The sequence below is a fragment of the Staphylococcus sp. HMSC070D05 genome, from assembly GCF_001815595.1.
Classification (GTDB): Bacteria; Bacillota; Bacilli; order Staphylococcales; family Staphylococcaceae; genus Staphylococcus; species Staphylococcus hominis.
Genome location: NZ_KV821102.1, coordinates 88,599 through 108,893 on the forward strand (window position 1 = coordinate 88,599; position 20,295 = coordinate 108,893).

At 32.1% G+C, this 20,295-nt stretch carries 17 protein-coding genes and 1 pseudogene; 9 read left to right on the top strand and 9 right to left on the bottom strand.

Annotated elements, in window-relative coordinates; translation table 11 throughout:
- Positions 1–65: 65 nt before the first annotated feature.
- Both HMPREF3046_RS03860 and HMPREF3046_RS03865 read right to left on the bottom strand, forming a co-directional pair.
- The gene (locus tag HMPREF3046_RS03860; RefSeq protein ID WP_070716594.1) at positions 66–1,709 is read right to left on the bottom strand and encodes an APC family permease; all 1,644 of its coding nucleotides are present in this window, start codon (positions 1,707–1,709) and stop codon (positions 66–68) included.
- A 301-nt stretch (positions 1,710–2,010) separates the two neighbouring features.
- Positions 2,011–3,066, bottom strand: coding sequence for a 2,3-butanediol dehydrogenase (locus HMPREF3046_RS03865; RefSeq protein ID WP_070716631.1), 1,056 nt, complete (start codon positions 3,064–3,066; stop codon positions 2,011–2,013).
- Between the two features lie 446 nt (positions 3,067–3,512).
- On the opposite strand from HMPREF3046_RS03865, the gene HMPREF3046_RS03870 reads away from it, so the two are divergent.
- The 4 genes from HMPREF3046_RS03870 to HMPREF3046_RS03885 are packed head-to-tail and all read left to right on the top strand — an operon-like array spanning position 3,513 to position 7,089.
- On the top strand, positions 3,513–4,811 hold the full coding sequence (locus HMPREF3046_RS03870) for a betaine/proline/choline family ABC transporter ATP-binding protein (protein ID WP_070716596.1): 1,299 nt from the start codon (positions 3,513–3,515) through the stop codon (positions 4,809–4,811).
- A complete protein-coding gene (locus HMPREF3046_RS03875; RefSeq protein ID WP_070716597.1) occupies positions 4,811–5,446 on the top strand; it encodes an ABC transporter permease in 636 nt (211 codons plus the stop codon). The genes HMPREF3046_RS03870 and HMPREF3046_RS03875 overlap by 1 nt, the downstream gene beginning before the upstream one ends.
- A 24-nt stretch (positions 5,447–5,470) precedes the next feature.
- Complete coding sequence (locus HMPREF3046_RS03880; RefSeq protein ID WP_070716600.1) at positions 5,471–6,409, top strand: osmoprotectant ABC transporter substrate-binding protein; 939 nt, start codon at positions 5,471–5,473, stop codon at positions 6,407–6,409.
- A 2-nt stretch (positions 6,410–6,411) separates the two neighbouring features.
- On the top strand, positions 6,412–7,089 hold the full coding sequence (locus tag HMPREF3046_RS03885) for an ABC transporter permease (RefSeq protein WP_070716603.1): 678 nt from the start codon (positions 6,412–6,414) through the stop codon (positions 7,087–7,089).
- A gap of 63 nt (positions 7,090–7,152) precedes the next feature.
- On the opposite strand, the gene lrgB is transcribed toward HMPREF3046_RS03885, so the two are convergent.
- From lrgB to HMPREF3046_RS03905, 4 genes are all read right to left on the bottom strand, one after another.
- Complete coding sequence (gene lrgB / locus HMPREF3046_RS03890; protein WP_048762187.1) at positions 7,153–7,854, bottom strand: antiholin-like protein LrgB; 702 nt, start codon at positions 7,852–7,854, stop codon at positions 7,153–7,155.
- Positions 7,854–8,309: an antiholin-like murein hydrolase modulator LrgA gene (gene lrgA, locus HMPREF3046_RS03895; protein WP_070716606.1), complete on the bottom strand. Its 456-nt coding sequence runs from the start codon at positions 8,307–8,309 to the stop codon at positions 7,854–7,856. The genes lrgB and lrgA overlap by 1 nt, the downstream gene beginning before the upstream one ends.
- 235 nt (positions 8,310–8,544) lie before the next feature.
- Positions 8,545–9,312, bottom strand: coding sequence for a response regulator transcription factor LytR (locus HMPREF3046_RS03900; RefSeq protein WP_070716607.1), 768 nt, complete (start codon positions 9,310–9,312; stop codon positions 8,545–8,547).
- On the bottom strand, positions 9,313–11,067 hold the full coding sequence (locus tag HMPREF3046_RS03905; RefSeq protein WP_070716609.1) for a sensor histidine kinase: 1,755 nt from the start codon (positions 11,065–11,067) through the stop codon (positions 9,313–9,315).
- A 263-nt stretch (positions 11,068–11,330) separates the two neighbouring features.
- On the opposite strand from HMPREF3046_RS03905, the gene HMPREF3046_RS03910 reads away from it, so the two are divergent.
- From HMPREF3046_RS03910 to HMPREF3046_RS03920, 3 genes are all read left to right on the top strand, one after another.
- Positions 11,331–12,731, top strand: a complete 1,401-nt coding sequence (locus HMPREF3046_RS03910; RefSeq protein ID WP_070716611.1) for an MFS transporter — start codon at positions 11,331–11,333, stop codon at positions 12,729–12,731.
- Between the two features lie 241 nt (positions 12,732–12,972).
- On the top strand, positions 12,973–13,905 hold the full coding sequence (locus HMPREF3046_RS03915; RefSeq protein ID WP_070716613.1) for a 2-dehydropantoate 2-reductase: 933 nt from the start codon (positions 12,973–12,975) through the stop codon (positions 13,903–13,905).
- A 101-nt stretch (positions 13,906–14,006) separates the two neighbouring features.
- A complete protein-coding gene (locus HMPREF3046_RS03920) occupies positions 14,007–14,480 on the top strand; it encodes a DUF1440 domain-containing protein (protein ID WP_070716614.1) in 474 nt (157 codons plus the stop codon).
- Positions 14,481–14,535: 55 nt separating this feature from the next.
- On the opposite strand, the gene yidC is transcribed toward HMPREF3046_RS03920, so the two are convergent.
- Together yidC and HMPREF3046_RS03930 are read right to left on the bottom strand one after the other, a co-directional pair.
- The gene (gene yidC, locus HMPREF3046_RS03925) at positions 14,536–15,378 is read right to left on the bottom strand and encodes a membrane protein insertase YidC (protein ID WP_070716617.1); all 843 of its coding nucleotides are present in this window, start codon (positions 15,376–15,378) and stop codon (positions 14,536–14,538) included.
- A 97-nt stretch (positions 15,379–15,475) separates the two neighbouring features.
- Complete coding sequence (locus tag HMPREF3046_RS03930; protein WP_070716619.1) at positions 15,476–16,969, bottom strand: serine hydrolase domain-containing protein; 1,494 nt, start codon at positions 16,967–16,969, stop codon at positions 15,476–15,478.
- A gap of 275 nt (positions 16,970–17,244) precedes the next feature.
- Between HMPREF3046_RS03930 and HMPREF3046_RS03935 the strand changes: the two genes are divergently transcribed.
- A complete protein-coding gene (locus HMPREF3046_RS03935; RefSeq protein WP_070716621.1) occupies positions 17,245–19,071 on the top strand; it encodes an APC family permease in 1,827 nt (608 codons plus the stop codon).
- 53 nt (positions 19,072–19,124) lie between these two features.
- Here HMPREF3046_RS03935 and HMPREF3046_RS11485 read toward each other — a convergent pair.
- A pseudogene (locus HMPREF3046_RS11485) lies at positions 19,125–19,253 on the bottom strand (hypothetical protein); the annotation flags it as partial.
- A gap of 169 nt (positions 19,254–19,422) precedes the next feature.
- On the opposite strand from HMPREF3046_RS11485, the gene HMPREF3046_RS03940 reads away from it, so the two are divergent.
- On the top strand, positions 19,423–20,235 hold the full coding sequence (locus HMPREF3046_RS03940; RefSeq protein ID WP_070716623.1) for a metallophosphoesterase: 813 nt from the start codon (positions 19,423–19,425) through the stop codon (positions 20,233–20,235).
- Positions 20,236–20,295: the final 60 nt, after the last annotated feature.

A 20,295-nucleotide genomic window follows, 5' to 3' on the forward strand; every position in this document is an offset into this window, starting at 1 on the left:
ACATTAAAAAAAACGTCTGAAGCAAGATGAGAGGATTCTCTAACTTGTTTCAGACGTTTGAATGATTATTCGTTACCTTTAGCAGCTGCTTCCGCTTCTTCTGGTGAACCATCTTTCATTTTTTTATTGATTTTCTTAGCACGTTTGAAGTAAATACTATTGAAGTGACTTGAAGAACCAATTTTATAAAAAATGAGTGACAACACAATAATAACAATAAAATCATATGGGTAGTGAATCCAGTTCATACCTTTAAATTCCTTACTACCTATAAATGACATAGCAGCTAATAAAATAAGATAGACAATGATCCATAAGCTACCGCCAATTTGTTTTTTAGTATTTTTCCAATTCATTTTATATTCATAGAAGAAGTAAATTGGTAAACCTAAAATAATAATTAAAATAACTTCTGCTGTAGTAGGCCACATTGCCCAATAAATTGCCAGTGATGCTAATACGAATGATAAAGGTGCCATGATTTTTAATAACTTACCACGGAAGGGACGATGCAATTTAGGTCCCATTTTACGTAACGCAATAACGGTAGTAGGACCTGTAAGATAGGCTACTAATGTGGCAGTTGAAATAACAGCTGCAAGTACGCCCCAATCACGGAATAACGTTACCATGATAATACTCATGACAGCATTAAATGCAATCGCAACACGTGGAATATTATATTTTGAATTAATTTTTCCTAAGAATTTAGGAATATGGCCATTTTTTTCCATAGCGCTTAATACACGACCAGTAATGGCTACAAATGATACGCCAGTACCAAATGGAGATACTACGGCTTCAATATAAAGTAAAATGGCTAACCAATTAATACTTAATAAAATTGCCATGTCTGCAAATGGTGAATTAAAGTTAATACCGTGCCAACCATGTGAATGAATCATTGATTGTGGCATTGAAGTAATAAATGTACTTTGTAATATAATATATAAAATTGCACTTAATGTTAGTGAAATGGCGATACCACGTGCAATGTTTTTCTCAGGATTTTTAATTTCTGAGCCCATATTAATGATCGTTTGGAATGCATTAAATGAGAAGATAATACCTGATGTTGTTGTTGCTGCAAAGATAGGTGCACTACCATATGGCATAAATGTATTCAAGGAATGACCATAGTTTCCTGAATCAAACCCTGAGATCGTTAACATAATAATTGTTAGGATTGGTACACCTAATTTAAATACAGAAATTAAACTTGTAAAAGATGTTAATAATTTTACAGACCAATAATTTAATAATGAAAAGACAATAATGATAATGTAAACAACAAATAAACCAACTGTACTTACAGAACCATTATGCATCAATGCCTGAGTTGGTTTAGCCCAGTCCCAAGGCCAAGAGCTGATATATTGGACTGCTGATACTGCTTCAATTGGAATAATCGTTACGAGTGATACCCAATTTGCCCATGCAGCAATAAAGCCAAGTAATGACCCATGTGTATATTGAGCATAGTTACTCATTCCACCAGATTGTGGAAACATTGTTCCTATTTCAATATAGTTATAAGAAATCGTTCCAATAACTATGAAGCCTATGACCCATGAGAGAATGGATGCTGGTCCAGCGATTGAAGATGCTTCCCAAGCTCCAAAGAGCCAACCAGAACCAATTAACGAACCTAAACCGAGTAACACGAGTTGCGTTAAGCTAATTTTATTATCGTTTTTATTCTTTCCCATAAATACTCCTTTTAATTTATTTTATTTTTTATAAAAAAACACGTTATAATTATACGCTTATTATTTAATTAGTCAAATTAAATATTTAAAAGATTTCAAAATATTATTAAAAGTAGTTTATTGGATTTTTTCTAAAATATAATGATGATAATGTTATGAAAAAGTGTGTAGTGAAATCGATGTAGGAAGGGAATGAGTGATAAATAAAAAGATAGATGATAGGCATAGAATCGTATGATTTGAAATAATACAAAAAACCCTGTAAAGAAGTTTTCCTTCATTACAGGGTTAAAACATTTAATTAATATTTTTGGTCACCATTTAATTTAACTAGGATTTTAGCTTGTGATTTATCATTAACTAATTGATTGAATCCTGATTCAACGATGTCAGCTAATTCAATTTTATCTGTTACAACGCTCTTAACATCTAAGCTACCATTTGCGATTAAATCAATTGTTTGTTGGAATGTAGTTGGTGTATAAGCAATAGTAGAAGTTAATTTGACACCAGAGTTTGTTAATAACATTGGATCAAAGTTAACTTCGTGTGCAAAGATTGAAACAATAACAACACTACCTCTTGGACGTGTCACTTTTACAGATTGTGCTAATGTTACGCCAACACCAGCTACTTCAAATGTTACATCTACACCGTTTTCAGTATGTTCGTTTACGAATTCTAGTGGATCAGTATGACCAGAGTTTACCACGTGAGTAGCGCCTACTTCTTTAGCTTTAGCTAAACGTTCTTCTGATAAATCGAATACAAAGATTTTACTAGCCCCAGCTGCTTTAGCTGCAACGACTGTTAATAAACCAATAGGACCTGCACCAAAGATAGCCACTGTATCACCAAATAATAAGTTACCTTCTTTAACAGCTTGCACTGCTACTGCTGTTGGTTCAACTAATGCACCTTCTTGAGCAGACACATTTTCAGGTAAGTGATACACATTGTCTTCAGGTGCATTAGTAAATTCAGCGAAACCACCATCTGAACCCAATCCAATGAATGTATAACCATCGTATAAATCTACATTTTCTTCTTTTTCACGTGCAGAAACAGTTGGGTTTACAACGACACGGTCGCCTTTTTTGTATTTTGTAACGTCTTTTCCCACTTCTTCAACGATACCTGAGAATTCATGTCCTAAAGTTACAGGAGCTTTTTGACCTAAGAATGGATCAGGTTTGTCAGTTGAAATAAATACTGGGCCTTCTAAATATTCGTGTAAGTCAGTACCACAAATACCAGCCCAAGATACTTTAACTTTTACTTCGTTATCTTTTAATTCTTTTGGTTCACGATCTTCAACGCGAACATCTTTTTGACCATACCATACTGCTGCTTTCATGATATATAACATCCCTTTCATAATAAAAACACTTTACAAGTATAGATTAATACGAGTAACTCAGAAATTCAAATATATATAAATGAATTGTTAAACAATTTAGAAAAAAATGACGATTTTACGAATTTTAATTGTTGACAATATAAAAAGGTTAGAATGTACTGTTTACAAAGAATAGTTGTATATAACGAATGATAAAATTAAGAACTTAAAAAAATAATTAGGTAAAAAAATTAATTATTATGTAAAAATAATGTTTCAAAAAAATATAAAGGGTATATAAATATAAGTGGTGGAATTTTGACGATTTATATTAAAATTCAATTTTTTAAAACTTTATTACGCAATGGCCATATGGTTCTTAATTGAGACAATCAAAAATAGAATACTTTGGCTTTTTTGTATTTAAAGTTTTTCATCATTAATACGATAGAAGGGGACATCTTATGACGCTTAGTATAAAGAACCTTACTAAAATTTATTCTGGAAATAAAAAAGCAGTCGATAATATTTCTTTAAATATTGAATCTGGAGAATTTATTGCATTTATCGGAACAAGTGGTAGTGGTAAAACAACAGCATTAAGAATGATTAACCGTATGATTGAACCTACAGAGGGTTCAATTGAAATGAATGGTAAAGATGTACGTAGCATGAATCCAGTAGAATTACGTCGTAGCATTGGATACGTGATTCAACAAATTGGGTTAATGCCACACATGACTATCAGAGAAAACATTGTGCTCGTTCCAAAACTTTTAAAATGGTCTAAAGAAAAGAAAGATGCTAAAGCAAAAGAGTTGATTAAATTAGTCGATTTACCTGAGGATTACTTAGATCGTTATCCGTCTGAATTGTCGGGTGGACAACAACAACGTATTGGTGTAGTTAGAGCGCTTGCAGCAGAACAAGATATTATTTTGATGGACGAACCGTTCGGTGCATTAGATCCTATAACTAGAGATACATTACAAGATTTAGTTAAAGATTTACAAAAAAAGTTAGGAAAAACATTTATTTTTGTAACTCATGATATGGATGAAGCGATTAAGCTAGCAGATAAAATTTGTATTATGTCGAAAGGCCAAATTGTTCAATATGATACACCGGACAATATTTTAAGATATCCAGCAAATGATTTTGTTAGAGAATTTATTGGACAAAATAGACTGATTCAAGATCGACCAAACATGAGAACGGTTGAAGATGCGATGATCAAACCTATCACTATTCAAGCTGACGATTCTCTTAATGATGCAGTCAATATTATGAGAAAACATCGTATAGACACTATTTTTGTAGTGAATAATAAACATCGTCTTTTAGGTTTTTTAGATATTGAAGATATAAACCAAGGATTACGTCAAGGTAAAGAATTAATTGATACGATGCAGCGTGATGTTTATAAAGTACATATCGATTCAAAACTACAAGATTCAGTACGAACTATTTTAAAACGTAATGTTCGTAATGTGCCTGTAGTAGATGATAATCAAACATTAATTGGACTGATTACACGAGCAAACTTAGTAGATATTGTGTATGACTCTATTTGGGGTGAAGATAATGAAACGAGTCAATCTTCTAAAACCTATTCAAATGAAGTTGAGCGAGAGAATGAACGTCAAAATGAAATGCAACAACGTTCAATATCTCAAGATACACAGCGCTATCATGAAGATATTATGAACGGAACAGATAGAGAACATACCCATAATACGGATGATACAGGAGTTGATCGTTAATGAGAGACTTTTTTGCACAATACGGAGATGAACTCGTATCGAAAACGATAGAACATTTCTATATTTCTATTATTTCGTTATTTATCGCTATTGTCGTAGCTGTACCAATTGGTATTTTATTATCAAAAACAAAACGTACGGCAAATGTTGTATTGACTATTGCAGGTGTACTTCAAACGATACCAACACTTGCCATTTTAGCGCTTATGATTCCAATTTTTGGTGTAGGTAAGACACCAGCAATTGTAGCTTTGTTTATCTATGTATTATTACCTATCTTAAATAATACAGTATTAGGCGTTCAAAATATTGATAAGAACATTATTGAAGCAGGAACAAGTATGGGGATGACAAAACTTCAATTAATGAAAGACGTGGAATTACCACTTGCCTTACCATTGATTATCAGTGGTATACGTCTTGCAAGTGTGTATGTCATTAGCTGGGCTACACTTGCGAGTTATATTGGTGCAGGGGGGTTAGGTGATTTAGTATTTAATGGTTTAACACTCTATGAACCACCAATGATTATTAGTGCTACAATTTTAGTGACTTGTTTAGCACTAATTGTGGATTTTTTATTATCTTTAGTCGAAAAATGGGCTGTACCTAAAGGCCTTAAAGTATCTAGATAGTTTAAAAGGGAGGAATGAACAACTATGAAAAATATTAAATATATATTTATCGTTCTTGCATTGTCTCTCATCGTATTATCTGGATGCGGGCTACCCGGCTTAGGTGACAGTAATTCGAAAGACAGTGTGAAAATTACAGCGACTGAAAGTAGTGAAACTAAAATAGTAGCAAATATTGAGAAATTAATGATTGAACATTATACAAATGGAGATATCAAACCAATCATTATTGGAAATTTAGGTTCTAGTATTGTTCAACATAATGCCCTTATGCGTGGCGATGCTAATATGTCAGCGGTGCGTTTTACAGGAACAGAGTTAACCAGTGTACTTGATGCACCTCCAACTAGAGATGCGAATAAAGCAATGGATGAGTCACAGCGATTATTTAAAAAGAAATATAATCAAAAATATTATAATTCACTTGGCTTTGAAAACACGTATGCTTTTATGGTAACAAAAGAAACTGCTGATAAATATCACTTAGAAAAAGTATCAGACTTAGAAAAATATAAAGATCAGTTACGCTTGGGTATGGATACGCAATGGATGAATCGCGCTGGAGATGGATACCCAGCTTTCCAAAAAGAGTATGGCTTTAAATTCAAAAGTGCACGTCCAATGCAAATTGGTTTAGTGTATGATGCACTTAAAAACAAAAAATTAGATATTGCTGTTGGTTACTCCACAGACGGACGTATTGCGGCATATAATTTGAAAATCTTAAAAGATGATCGTAACTTTTTCCCACCATATGATGGCAGTCCGTTAGCCACAGAAGAATTAATTAAAGAACATCCAGAGATTGATAAAGTTTTAACAAAATTAGAAAATACAATAAGTACAAAAGACATGCAAAAACTGAATTATGAAGCAGATGGACAAGGAAAAGAACCAGCCGTCATTGCAGAAGAATTTGTTAAAAAACATAACTATTTTGAAGATAAGAAAGGTGGTCAATAATAGTGAAAGGGAATGTATTAAGTTCACTTTATGAATATTACACTTTGAATTTTGGCTATCTGATGGAACTCTTTTTTAAACATTTATTAATGTCTATATATGGCGTATTGTTTGCTTGTATTATTGGCATTCCAATTGGTATTTTAATCGCACGTTATTCAAAAATAGCATGGCCAGTGATTACTATTGCTAATATTATTCAAACCGTGCCAGCCATTGCAATGCTTGCCATACTTATGTTGGCGTTAGGACTCGGTCCATCAACAGTTGTATTTGCAGTATTTTTATATGCCTTGCTACCGATCATTAAAAACACATACACAGGTATTACAGAAGTTGACTCCAACATTAAAGACGCAGGTAAAGGTATGGGAATGACTAATAACCAAGTTATGCGTATGATTGAACTTCCACTATCGCTATCTGTGATAATCGGTGGTATTCGTATTGCACTTGTTGTAGCAATAGGAATTGTTGCTATTGGTTCATTTATTGGTGCACCGACGTTAGGAGACATTATTATTCGTGGAACAAATTCTACTGATGGTACAGTCTTTATTCTTGCAGGTGCGATTCCAATTGCATTAATTGCGATTTTAATTGATATTGGTCTACGTTTATTAGAAAAAAAATTAGATCCCACACATCGTTCTAGTAAACAAGTACAAAGTTTAAGATAAAATAAAAGCGTTGCTTAGACGATGACTAAGTTGTTACTTAGTTCGTCAGCAACGCTTTTTTAATTAGAATAATAGTGAAGCAAGTGGTGGTACGATTACAACAATAATCACACCTACAATCACTACTGCAATACTTCCCATTGATTCTTCTGTTTCTCCTAGTTCTTTAGCAGCGGCAACACCAAGTGTGTGTCCACTTGTACCAAGAGCTAAACCACGTGCAATTGGATTTGAAATTTTAAACATTTTTACAATTTTGCCGCCTAATGCTGAAATAACGACAGCGTTAAGGATAACTGCTAATGATGTTAATTCTTTTACGCCACCGATACCGTCAGATACTGGTAAGGCAATCGCAGTTGTTGCAGCTTGAGGTAACATAGACGCACTAATTTGATCACCTAAGTGGAATAATGTTGCAACTAAATAGATTAAGATTAAAGCAACTAGCGTACCAACAGCAATACCACCAAAAATTTGTAACCAATACTTTCTAAGTACATGACGTTTTTTATAAAGTGGAATCGCGAAACTAATTGTTGCAGCTTCTAAGAAGAAGTTGATAATATCTCCACCAATTTTATAGTTATCGTAACTAATACCTGTTACTTTTAAAAAGACAATTCCTGCTACCATCGCTACAAATAAAGGTGCCAGTAAGAAAAAGCCATTTGTTTTTTTATAGAAATATTGTGCAATAATATATGGAATTAATGAGACTAAAATACCAAAATAAGGTGTTGTAATACCTAAGTGATCAACCATTAGTTTTCCTCCTTAAGTCGTGTTTTTTTATTTTGTTCTTCAGTAGGGAATAATGTTTTTGTTACAAATAACTGTGATACATAGCCCACACTGACTAATAATAATAATGTTGAAATGATAATTAATAGAATAATTAAAATTGGATGTTGACTTAAAAGTGGTAATGAATTAATAACTGATACACCGGCTGGTACGAATAAGAAGCCGATATTATTTGTTAGAGCGGTTCCCACACCCTCTACTTGACGTAATTTTACGACTCCTGAACTTAATAAAATAAATAATAATACGAGTCCGATTACCGATGCAGGCATTGGAAACGGAATAAATGATTCAATAATTTTTGAAACAAATAATACAGCAACAATAGTTAATACTTGGATAAAGAAATTGTAAGTTTTACCTGCTTTCTTATTTTCCTGAGTATTAGCGGTAGTTGAATTGTTTTTCGCCATATTGATACTCTCCCTCTTTTTCTTTTCTCTTGATGTTAGTATAAAATGAAAACGCTTTCTTTAGTTGGATTTAGATGTGAGTTACGAAAATTAATAGGTGAGTTGCAGTATTTTCCAGTTGAAAATCAGAACGTGTTTATAGAACAATAAATGAACTATGATGTCATTAAAAAAGCTTTTAATCTAACACTTGATCATATGAAGTGTTAGGTTAAAAGCTAATTTAGAATAGATATTAAACAAGACCAATTTCTTGTTTGAATGATTTCATAAATGAACGACTAACTTGAAATTTAACATTCGTTGTCATTGTCACTTGATACGTATAATTAAACCAGTGTTCGACACTTTCAATATACTGCTTATTAATAACAGTAGCTCTATGAATTTTTATAAACCACTGCTTAGGTAATTTCTTCTCATAATAATTGAGTGGTTCTGTCGTTTCATATGTTTTTTTTAAAGTCGTAATAGTAGAAATTCCGTTGTTCACAGAAATCGCAACAATATCGTCTAAATTAATGACATAAATACGGTCATCCACTTCGATAGGAAGTACACTTTGATTATTATAAGAAGAAGTACTCGTTTGTGATTGTGGAGAGTGAATAGGATCAGAAAATGTTTGAATCTGTTGTTTAGCGTTTAATAATCGTTTTACTTTTTGAACTGCTTGTTCAATCCGTTCTAATTCAAAAGGTTTTAAAATATAATCAACTGCATCTAATTCAAATGCTTTTACTGCAAACGTATCATGTGCCGTAGCAAAAATGATATAAGGGGGCTGTTTCATTTTTCGAATTTTATGAGCTAAATCAATCCCATTTTCATCCATTAAATTAATATCTAAAAACACTAAATCATAGGTATGACAGAGTAATTTTTCTAGAGTTTCTTCAATATTTTCAGCTTCATCGATGATTTCGAAACTAGATATTTCATTTAATAAGTAATATAATTCATTACGTGCTAATGGCTCATCGTCAACAATAAGTGTCCTCATTTAACGTTCCTCCTTTATTAAATGATATGGAATCATACAGGATACTGTTGTTCCGTGATCAGATGTATCAAAGTGTAACTTTGCATTAGAACCATATAAACCAACGAGACGGCGATTTAAGTTTTCTAGTGCACTGCCAGTTCCAGTTTCTGAAGCCACACTGATTTGTCCAAGTGAGGGTAATTTTTCAGGCGCTATACCATGTCCATTATCACTAACTGATATTTTTAATAAGGCTTCTTTGTATTGAACGTCTACACAAACGATGTTATCTTTTCGACGATGTTTGAATGCGTGTTTAATTGCATTTTCCACCAAAATTTGAATGATGAATGGCGGAATTAATACTTGTTTATAGGCTTCATCAATATGATATTTAATTGTAAATCGATCTGGAAAACGTGCTTGTTCTAATGATAAATATGCTCTGACTTGTTGTAATTCTTTTTCTAAAGTAATCGTACTATTACGAGCACCTTGTAAATTTGATCTGAAAAATTGACTCAATTGCAAAAGTAACTTGCGTGCTTTTTCACTATCAATACGTACAAGTGCTGAAATGGTATTAATCGCATTAAAGAAAAAGTGTGGATTAACTTGAGCTTGTAGAGACTTAATTTCAGCATCTCGTAATAATTTACTTTGCGTTTCGGCAAGTCCCAGTTCTAATTGGCTTGAAAAAATATCTGCTAAACCTCGAGCAAGTTGTTTAGTTGATGTCGTAATATGGTTATAGTCTGTAAAATAAAATTTTAAAGTACCTGCGACGTTTCCATGCGTCATTAAGGGTACAACGATAGCTTCTCGAAGCGGACAATTCGGATTATTACATCCAATGTCCTCTTTTGAATTGGCTTCTTTTAATTGACCTGTGCGTATGACTTCTTTAGATAAATTAGTAATGATTTCTTTTTTAGCGACATGATGATCGCTACCCGCACCTACGTGTGTTAAAATATCGGTTTTATTGGTAATTGCTACAGCAGATACTTTCATTAGCCTCAGTATAATTTCAGCTACAGGACGAGCTGATTTTTCATTTAATCCTGAACGGAAATAAGGTAGTGTTTTGTTTGCTAATTCAAGGACATCGTGAGTTTGAATTGCACGTGTTTGTTCTTCTTGTTTTAAAGTAGATAGAATAATAGATAAAAATAACGCCGTTCCAATACTATTAATTAATATCATCGGTAAAGCAATAAATTTTACCAATGACCAAGCATTAGAAAAATCATCAGCAAAAACTAAAATACAAGCCATCTGAATACTTTCGTTTATTAATCCGATCATTGCACCTATTAAAACAGTTGGATAGCGATTATGTCTCATGGTGCGATATCCATAAAATCCAGAAATTAATGCAATGATGACTGATGAAAATAAGTAAGTATAAGCATTTGCACCACCAATGATGATTCGTGACAAGCCTGAGATAATACCAACGATAATTGCCACAAAAGGACCACCAATTAAACCAGACATTCCAATCGTTAACACCCGTGTATTCGCAAGTGAAGTTTCGTTATTTAGGTGATAGTAAATATTACTAGAAATAATTTTGTCATGCTCAATTTCAATCCCAGTAAAGTTAGAAATAATTGCGAATAATGAAAATAAGATGGTGAGTTCTATTTGAGCACGTAATTTTTCACGTGCACTCATAATCGTCTTGAAGTGACTAATATTCATTAAAATGTAAGCAATAATAATAATTAAGCCCACACGTTCAAGTAATAAAATAAATAAATTAAACATATTTGCACCTATTAAGTATATTAATAAAATTCAAAATTTTTACTACACTTTTTATTATAGTATGGAAAATTTAAAGTGGATAGTTTAAAATGTTTATTTATAAATACTTAGCACTTAATTTATATTAAATGATAATTTATTTTGAAAAATAATATTTAAAAAGAAAAAAGTTTTTTATATCCCATTATAGTAAGCTATGATAAAATTTTAATGTAGTTTAAAATTATATAGTTTTTGGGCAAAGTAGGAGGAATTTTTTTATAATGGAGTCTTCAAAAGAATTTAAGGGAGATAATCGGTTACTCGTTGGAATTATTATTAGTGTATTAACATTTTGGTTGTTTGCGCAATCGTTACTTAATATTGTGCCAACACTACAATCATCATTTAATACCGATTTGGGTATCATTAATATTGCAGTGAGCTTATCTGCCTTATTTTCTGGTTTGTTTATTGTAGGTGCTGGAGATGTTGCTGATAAATTTGGTCGCGTCAAAATGACTTATTTGGGACTAGGCTTAAATATCATTGGTTCATTATTATTGATTATTACGCCAGTTCCATGGTTATTACTGATTGGACGTGCTTTGCAAGGTTTATCAGGTGCATTTATTATGCCATCAACTCTTGCGATAATTAATGAATATTACATAGGAAAAGAAAGACAACGTGCATTAAGTTTCTGGTCTATTGGGTCATGGGGCGGCAGTGGAATATGTTCATTGTTCGGTGGATTGGTCGCTTCAACCATAGGATGGCAATGGATTTTTATTATTTCTATTGCTTTGTCGATACTTTCATTTTTCTTAATTAGACACACACCAGAAACAAAAAGTGAATCAGATACTGATACAGACAACAGCGGTTCAAAATTTGATGTTATAGGTTTAATTTTATTAGTTATTACATTATTAAGTGTCAATGTGATGGTAACACAAGCCTCTGATCGTGGATTATTATCACCCGTCATTCTATCATTATTTGGAATGTTTTTAATTGCTGGTATATTCTTTGTTCTTCGTGAACTTAAAACTGAGAACCCACTTGTGGATTTTAGTTTATTTAAGAATAAAGGATATAGTGGTGCTACACTTTCAAACTTCATGTTAAATGGAGTAGCGGGTGGTACACTCATCGTAGTAAATACATATTACCAAAGTCATTTAGGGTTTACTTCATTACAAGCAGGATTAATCTCTATCACTTATTTAGTAGCAGTTCTTGTAATGATTCGTGTAGGTGAAAAACTATTACAACAATTAGGTGCTAAAAAGCCATTGCTTATAGGTAGTGGATTTACATTTTTAGGGTTAATACTTTTATCATTAACCTTCTTACCTAATTTGTTTTATATTATTTCAAGTATTATTGGTTACCTACTATTTGGTATTGGGCTTGGTATGTATGCAACACCCTCTACAGATACAGCAGTTGATCAAGCCCCAGATGATAAAGTGGGGGTTGCCTCTGGATTGTATAAAATGGCTTCATCATTAGGAAATGCATTTGGTGTAGCTTTATCAAGTACGATTTATGGTGTTTGTGCAGCGAAAATGAATTTAGAACTTGGTGGTTTGGCGGGCGGACTCTTTAATGCCATCATCGTTTTAACTGCTTTCTTTGTCATTTTCTTCTTAATTCCAAGTAAAACTAAACGTGCTTAATTAAAACTGGATATTCATACAATTTAAATCTGAGGTGCGAATAGCGTACCTCAGATTTTTTTATTGAATATAAACATAATAATGAGTACTTATAAAGTGTGATAATGACTTCTACGTCAATTATTGAAAAATAAAAAAGGTCTAATTTTATCAAATTTTTTGAATATTCTGTTTATATTATTGACGATACTTTATTAAAGTAGTATTTTAAAAATAATATTAAAAGAAGGAGTCGAATGTTATGAAAATAGCAATTGCTGGTTCAGGAGCGTTGGGAAGTGGTTTCGGTGCGATGTTATATCGCCAAGGTAATGATGTTACACTCATTGATGGCTGGGAGCCACAAGCAACAGCTGTAAAACATGAAGGTTTACATATTGATATAAATGGAGAAGACTATCATTTAAACATTCCGATGTATCAAGATACAGAAATACCAAGTGATCTTCAATTTGATATTGTATTTTTATTTACAAAAGCTATGCAACTTGAGCGCATGTTAACACAGATCCAGCCACATATTCATGATACAACAATTATGGTTTGTACAATGAATGGTCTAAAACATGAAGAACGTATTGTAAATTATATAGATAAATCACGTATTGTTCGTGGTGTAACTACATGGACAGCTGGTTTAGATTCACCTGGACATACTCATTTAATGGGTAGTGGTCCAGTAGAGATAGGTTCTCTTGTGCCAGAGGGACAGAATCATGTTGAAGTGATATATAATCTATTAGAACAAGCAAAGCTTAATCCACATAAAAGTGAAGACTTGCAACAATCTATTTGGAAGAAGATTTGTGTAAATGGTACAGCCAATGCGCTATGTACAATTTTAGAATGTCGTTTGTCAACATTAAATGAAAGTGAATACGCAAGAAAACTTGTATATGACATTACTAAAGAGATAGTAGAAGTTGCTACTGTTGATGATGTACATTTAAATGCAGATGAGGTCTATCATTATCTTATCGATTTAAATGATAAAGTAGGTCCACATTTCCCATCAATGTATCAAGATTTGATTAATCATAATCGACGTACTGAAATTGATTATATTAACGGAGCAGTAGCTCGCTTAGGCTCAGAACATCATATCAATGCGCCAATTAATCAATTTGTAGCGAATATGGTACATGCCAAAGAAGAGCAACGTCAAGCTAAGTAAATAGAGTGTAAAAAGTGAGTTAAAAGTGATGAACTCACTTTTTAATTTCTAATCATTAAGGGTAAATAGAATATATAGTGAGATAAGGAGTTGTGAAACTAATGAAACAATCAACGAAAAGAGTTATCATGACGGGCGTTATTGGCGGATTATTAAGTGGCGCAGTTAAAATGGGATGGGAAGCACTCATCCCTCCTAGAACGCCACAACGTGAAGAAGAACCACCACCGATGACATTACTGCATAAATTGAATTTACCTGACAATGTTAAACATGCTACGTACCATTATAACGAGAACGATATACCTATAACTGTCATGGGCATTCATTATGGCTTTTCAATTGCAAATGCTATGGTATATGGATTACTTGCTGAAAAGTGCCCAAAAGTGACGACATTAAGAGGGACATTCTTCGGTATTTTGATTCATATTGCTTTTCATGAATATATACTGCCTAAATTAAACCTAACACCACAAGTTAAAGATTTACCTAAAGAAGAGCATATTTCAGAATTATTAGGTCATATTGTTTGGATGAATACGATTGATTTAATACGAAATAGTCATCGATAAATAAAAAGGAAGAGCGTAAGCATCACGCTCTTCCTTTTTTATATAATTGCTCGCATCAATGGTTAGAAGTGCTTGAAGATATTTCAGAAGTAGTTTGACGCTTTGTTTCTATGTGTTGTCTTAATTTTTCTCCCTCAATTTTACCCACTTTCGCATAATGACTATGAGCGAAATACATTTGAATAATTAAAAAAGTTGCGCTTATAGCCCAATATAAACTTAACGCTGATGCTGAATGTAATGATGCATAAGTAATAAATAAAGGAGATAAAACCATCATGACATAATAAGAGCGACGTTCATTTTTGGGATAATGGATTGAGTTGACAAGAGGTTGTATAAAATACATCACAGCTGCAATGATGGTCATAATGATATCAGTATGCATTAAATTAAACCATAAAAAATGAGGATGCTGAGTAATACCACCACTTGTTGGATATTTAATTGACGTATATAGCCCGAGAAGAATTGGAATTTGAATTAAAATTGGAAATGTACCAATTAAATTTTTAAAAGGATTGATTCCATACTCATTATATTTTTTCATTAATAATTTATTTGCTGCACGTCGTTCTTCGGGCGATTGAGCGTCTTTAATTTTTTCTTGGATTTTATTAATTTCTGGTTTTACGACATCAGTTTTGCCACGGATAACATGAATGTTTTTTACTTGAATACACATGAGTGGCATCAGTATTAAACGCAATATAAATACAATGACGATAATAGCTAAACCATAATTTTCATTGAATGCATGTCCTAAAACATGGAGTAAAGCATCCATTGGTTTTACAAATACAGTATAAAACAGGCCGTGTTGTTGTTCTTTATGAGAATAGTCACAGCCTGCAAGCATTATTAAGGCCATTGGTAATAAGAACCATTTCTTTTTCATATTTAAACTCCTATACACTGGTCTTTAATAATCTTAGTCTTAGTGATATAAGCTTAACATAATAATAAAGAAAAGAAGACATTCATGTTTGAATAGCCTATATTGATCGTTTAGATAGCGTGATCATTTTTAGGATAAAATAACTCCATAGACTTGTCAGTAACAAAACGAAGCTAAATAATGTTATTTTCGCTTGTAATGGTAACCATGACATCATAAAACGCCAATCAGAATTTGATAATAAAAGTGGTGGAAGTAAGTAGAGTATCGCTAAAATAAGTGTAAAAGTTAACATCATCATACTTATTTTAATGAGTAATCCACGAGACATCGTTTTAAAATAAATAGACTTAGATTTAAAAATTAAACGATAAATGATTAGAAAAACACTTGCTACAGCTATCAGTAAAATAATAGTGATGATGATAAACACGATATTCCACTGATTAATAAGATATTGTAATGTTTTAATATGTTGACCATTACTCATTTGTGTACTGAGATGCTGTGCAAGCTCGGCTACATTTTTTGAATAGCTATTAGCAAGAACTACAATGCCATAGTCTTTTTTTGGATTTAAAATAATATATGAAGAGAAGTTTTCAAGTGTACCAGGATGATATACAATGGTTTCTGAATGATTATCATCAATAAACCAACCTGCTGCATAGTGAACGTCTTGAGAATTATCTATTGCTTTAACTTTAGGTTGATGCGTTAGTTGAACTAATGATGCTACCTTTTTTGGCGGACTAAGTTGAAACTTCAACCAAGAGGCTAAATCTTTCGTGTTCGTCATCATATAAGCAGATGGATTATCTCCTAAATTAAATTCGGGACTATCAGCATAAGCTTTTCCTTTTTTTATTACGTACCCTTGAGCGTCATTGTTCTTTTTCATATTACTTTCTTTTACAGTTGATTGTGTCATATGTAATGGTGTGAAAAGATGTGTGCTTAAATAATTCGCATATGATTGATGTGAAGCCTTTTGAACAATCAAACCTAAAATATCATAATTCATGTTGGAATACTCAAATTGCTTTCCTGGTTTAGCATCTAAATTACGTCCTTTGATACTATGAACAAGGCCTTCTAGACTGTTTGTGTCTTTTGTGATTTTATCATCATTTGTGATGTCTCCTGAAATACCACTTGTTTGAGCAATCAATTGATCTACTGTGATATCTACTTTTTTATGATTATATTTCATATAGAAACCTGGAATATAATGACTGATTTTATCATTGAGATTGATTTTATGTGCCTCAACAAGTTGCATAATGGCATAACCAGTAAATGCTTTGGTATTTGAAGCAATTTCAAAACGCGTATGTGGTGTGACTTTAGATTTCTTTTTAATATTTGAAAAACCATAGCCTTTATTAAGAATCGTCTTATTATTTTTTACAATAAGAACGGACATTCCTGGAATATGATCGTCTTTCATTTTATTAACAATCATTTTATCGATATCACTTTGTGACGATGGACTAAATATTGGATAACTAGGTTTTAATTTAATAGCTATGGAAAGAATAATGATTCCTACTAATAAAATCATCCCAATCATGATAAATTCTTTTCTCATTTTTCATTACTTCCTTATTACTTAATACTCCCTAAACTTAAACCTCTAAAAGTAGTATAGCAAGTTTAAATTGAAACCGCTCTGTACAAGTATTAAATACTGTTGACACCTCTTGATAACTAATAAAAAAGGAATATCCTAAAAATATAATTGTAAAAAGTTACTTAAAAAGTAATTTATACTATATTATTTCCGGGGAAATGTATACTTTTTCACCAAAAGGGAGTATATTTTATCCATTAAAATTGAATATAAAAAAGAGGTAAGGATGGATTATGTTCACTCAATTTAAAAGACTTATTATTGGTAAGCCCAAAAAAAATAGAGACTTAAAAAATGAAAAAATAAGTAACTTTAAGGCTTTAGCAATTTTATCTTCTGACGCATTATCTTCAGTAGCATATGGTCCAGAACAGATTTTAATTACTTTGTCTGTGGTTGGAGCGATTGCATCTTGGTATACATTGCCTATTGCAGCCGCTGTTTTAGTGCTACTTACGGCATTGATTCTATCATATCGTCAAATTATATATGCTTATCCTAAAGGCGGAGGAGCGTATATGGTTTCTAAAACCAATTTAGGAGAAAAATGGGGGTTACTTGCAGGTGGTTCTTTATTAGTAGACTATATTTTAACTGTCGCAGTAAGTATTTCATCAGGTGCAGATGCCTTTGTTGCAGCATTTCCAGCTTTATATCACCATAAAGTATTCATTGCATGTTTATTAGTACTATTTATTCTAATAATGAATTTACGTGGTTTAACAGAGTCAGCAACTGTGCTCTCTTATCCAGTTTATTTATTTATAATTGGATTAATAGTCATGATTGTTATTGGAACATGGAAAGTAGCGACAGGACAAGCAGAGCCTCATATGCATGCGACAGTAGGAACAGCAGTGCCAGGTGTCACATTATTTTTATTACTTAAAGCATTTTCTTCAGGTGCATCATCTCTAACAGGTGTAGAAGCCATTTCGAATGCAGTAACAAACTTTAAAGATCCTGGATCTAAAAATGCAGTTAAAACGTTAATTACTATGGGAATGATATTAGCTTTCTTACTTGTAGGTATTGTGGGATTAGCATATTGGTATGGTATTATGCCACAGGCTGAAACAACTGTATTATCTCAACTTGCAATGAATATTTTAGGGCATAATGTAGGATATTATTTTGTACAAGTAACGACTGTCATGATTCTTGTCCTTGCTGCTAATACTGGATTCACAGCTTTTCCAATGTTAGCTGCAAGTATGTCAAAAGATAAATATATGCCACGTATGTTTAACGTAAGAGGAGACCGTTTAGGTTATTCAAATTCAATTATTACTTTAGGCATTTGTGCAATGTTGCTTATTATCTTTTTCCATGGTAAAACTGAAAATCTTATTCCTTTATACGCAGTAGGTGTGTTTATTCCATTTACACTAGCTCAATATGGAATGGTTTTAAAATGGATTCGTGGTCGTGAAAAAGGATGGTCTACTAAACTTATTGCAAATGCTGTAGGGGGGACTATTACTTTTATCGTATTTATGATTTTCTTAATTACGAAATTTAGCCAAGTATGGCCAATCTTAATCTTTTTACCCATTGTTGTATATATATTTACGCGTATTAATAGACATTACAAGGATATTGCTGAGCAACTTAGCACAACTAAAATTGTTCAAGATATGCCAGTAGTTGATAAAAATCTAGCGATTGTACCTGTCAATACGATTACTACAGCATTAAATAAATCTATTTATTATGCACATATGATTGCAGATGATGTGATTGCGGTACATGTATCTTTCGGAGATCAAACTGATAAATTATTTATTGAAAAATGGAATAAACAATATCCAGATATTAGACTGGTGACGTTACACTCAGAATATCGCAGTGTTATTCGTCCAATTTCTCGATTTATCGATAAAATTAATAAAAAAGCGAATGATCAAAACTATGTCATCACAGTGGTTGTCACTGAATTTATTCCTAAAAAACCATGGCATAACTTTTTACACAATCAAACGAGCTTGCGATTAAAAATGCATTTATTCTATCAAAAAAATGTGATTTTAGCGATGGTTCCTTATAAATTACAAAAGTAGGAGAGTATAAAAAGAACTCGAAAGATACTGGTCTCTCGAGTTCTTTCTACATATTAATGATTTAATTCATTGGCAAGTACAATTTCATTATAGTTAATATTTTCACGTAATTGCGTGGCAATTTCATTGGTAACTTTATTTATAGCTATCAATTCATCTAAAATTTGACGCTGGGTATACAATTTCTAAATTTTGTTAAATATGTAACTTTGTTAAAAGTTAATTTTATTATACTCTCAATTTTCAAAAAAACAAATATGTGTATACAACTATGAAAAACAGAATAATTTATGTTTATAATAATCTATGGCATAATAGATAAATTTAAAAATGTATTAGAGGAGTAGAGGAATGAGAATCGGAGCGATTTCTGATCTACATATAGATAGACATCCTAAACTAAAGTCAATTGTATATCTAGAAACATTGATTAAAGTCGTACAACATAGAGAGATTGACTTACTATTAATTGCAGGAGATATTTCGAATTATTTTAAAGATAGCTATCAATTTATTAAAGATTTAAAAACTACTTTACATATTCCTATATTATTTGTTCCAGGAAATCATGATTATTGGAAAGTAGAGGATGAAACGACATCTCAAGATATTTATGATTTTTATAGAACAAAGCCAGAGTGTTTGTTGGATCATCCATATGTAATTAATGATAATTGGGCTATTGTAGGCCATACTGCTTGGTATGATTACAGTTACGCTGATAAAAAGTTTGAAGAAACTCGATTAAAAAAAGGAAAATATTATGGGGCCACTTGGCAAGATAAAGTGAAAATCGATTGGGATGAAGATGATACTATTTTATCTAAAAAGGCGGCTGAGCATGTTAAACAAGAATTGGAGCAACTTCAAGATAAACAAATTATTTTAATGACACATATTGTAACACATTCTAAATTTGTAGTACCTACCCCTCATCGTATTTTTGATTTTTTCAATGCATTTATAGGTACATCAGATTTCGACCGATTATATCAGCAGTTTCCGATTAAATACAGTATTATGGGACATGTTCATTTTCGTAAATCTTTAGTAGAAAATAATATAACCTTTTTATGTCCTTGTTTAGGTTACAAAAGAGAATGGCGAACAGCAGATATATATTCAGAAATGAATCATGCATTAATGGACTTTGTAATAGAATAAAAAAGAGCAAGAAACGACGTTTAGAAAGAATGGACTGACCCCAATTAGTGGGAATGATAT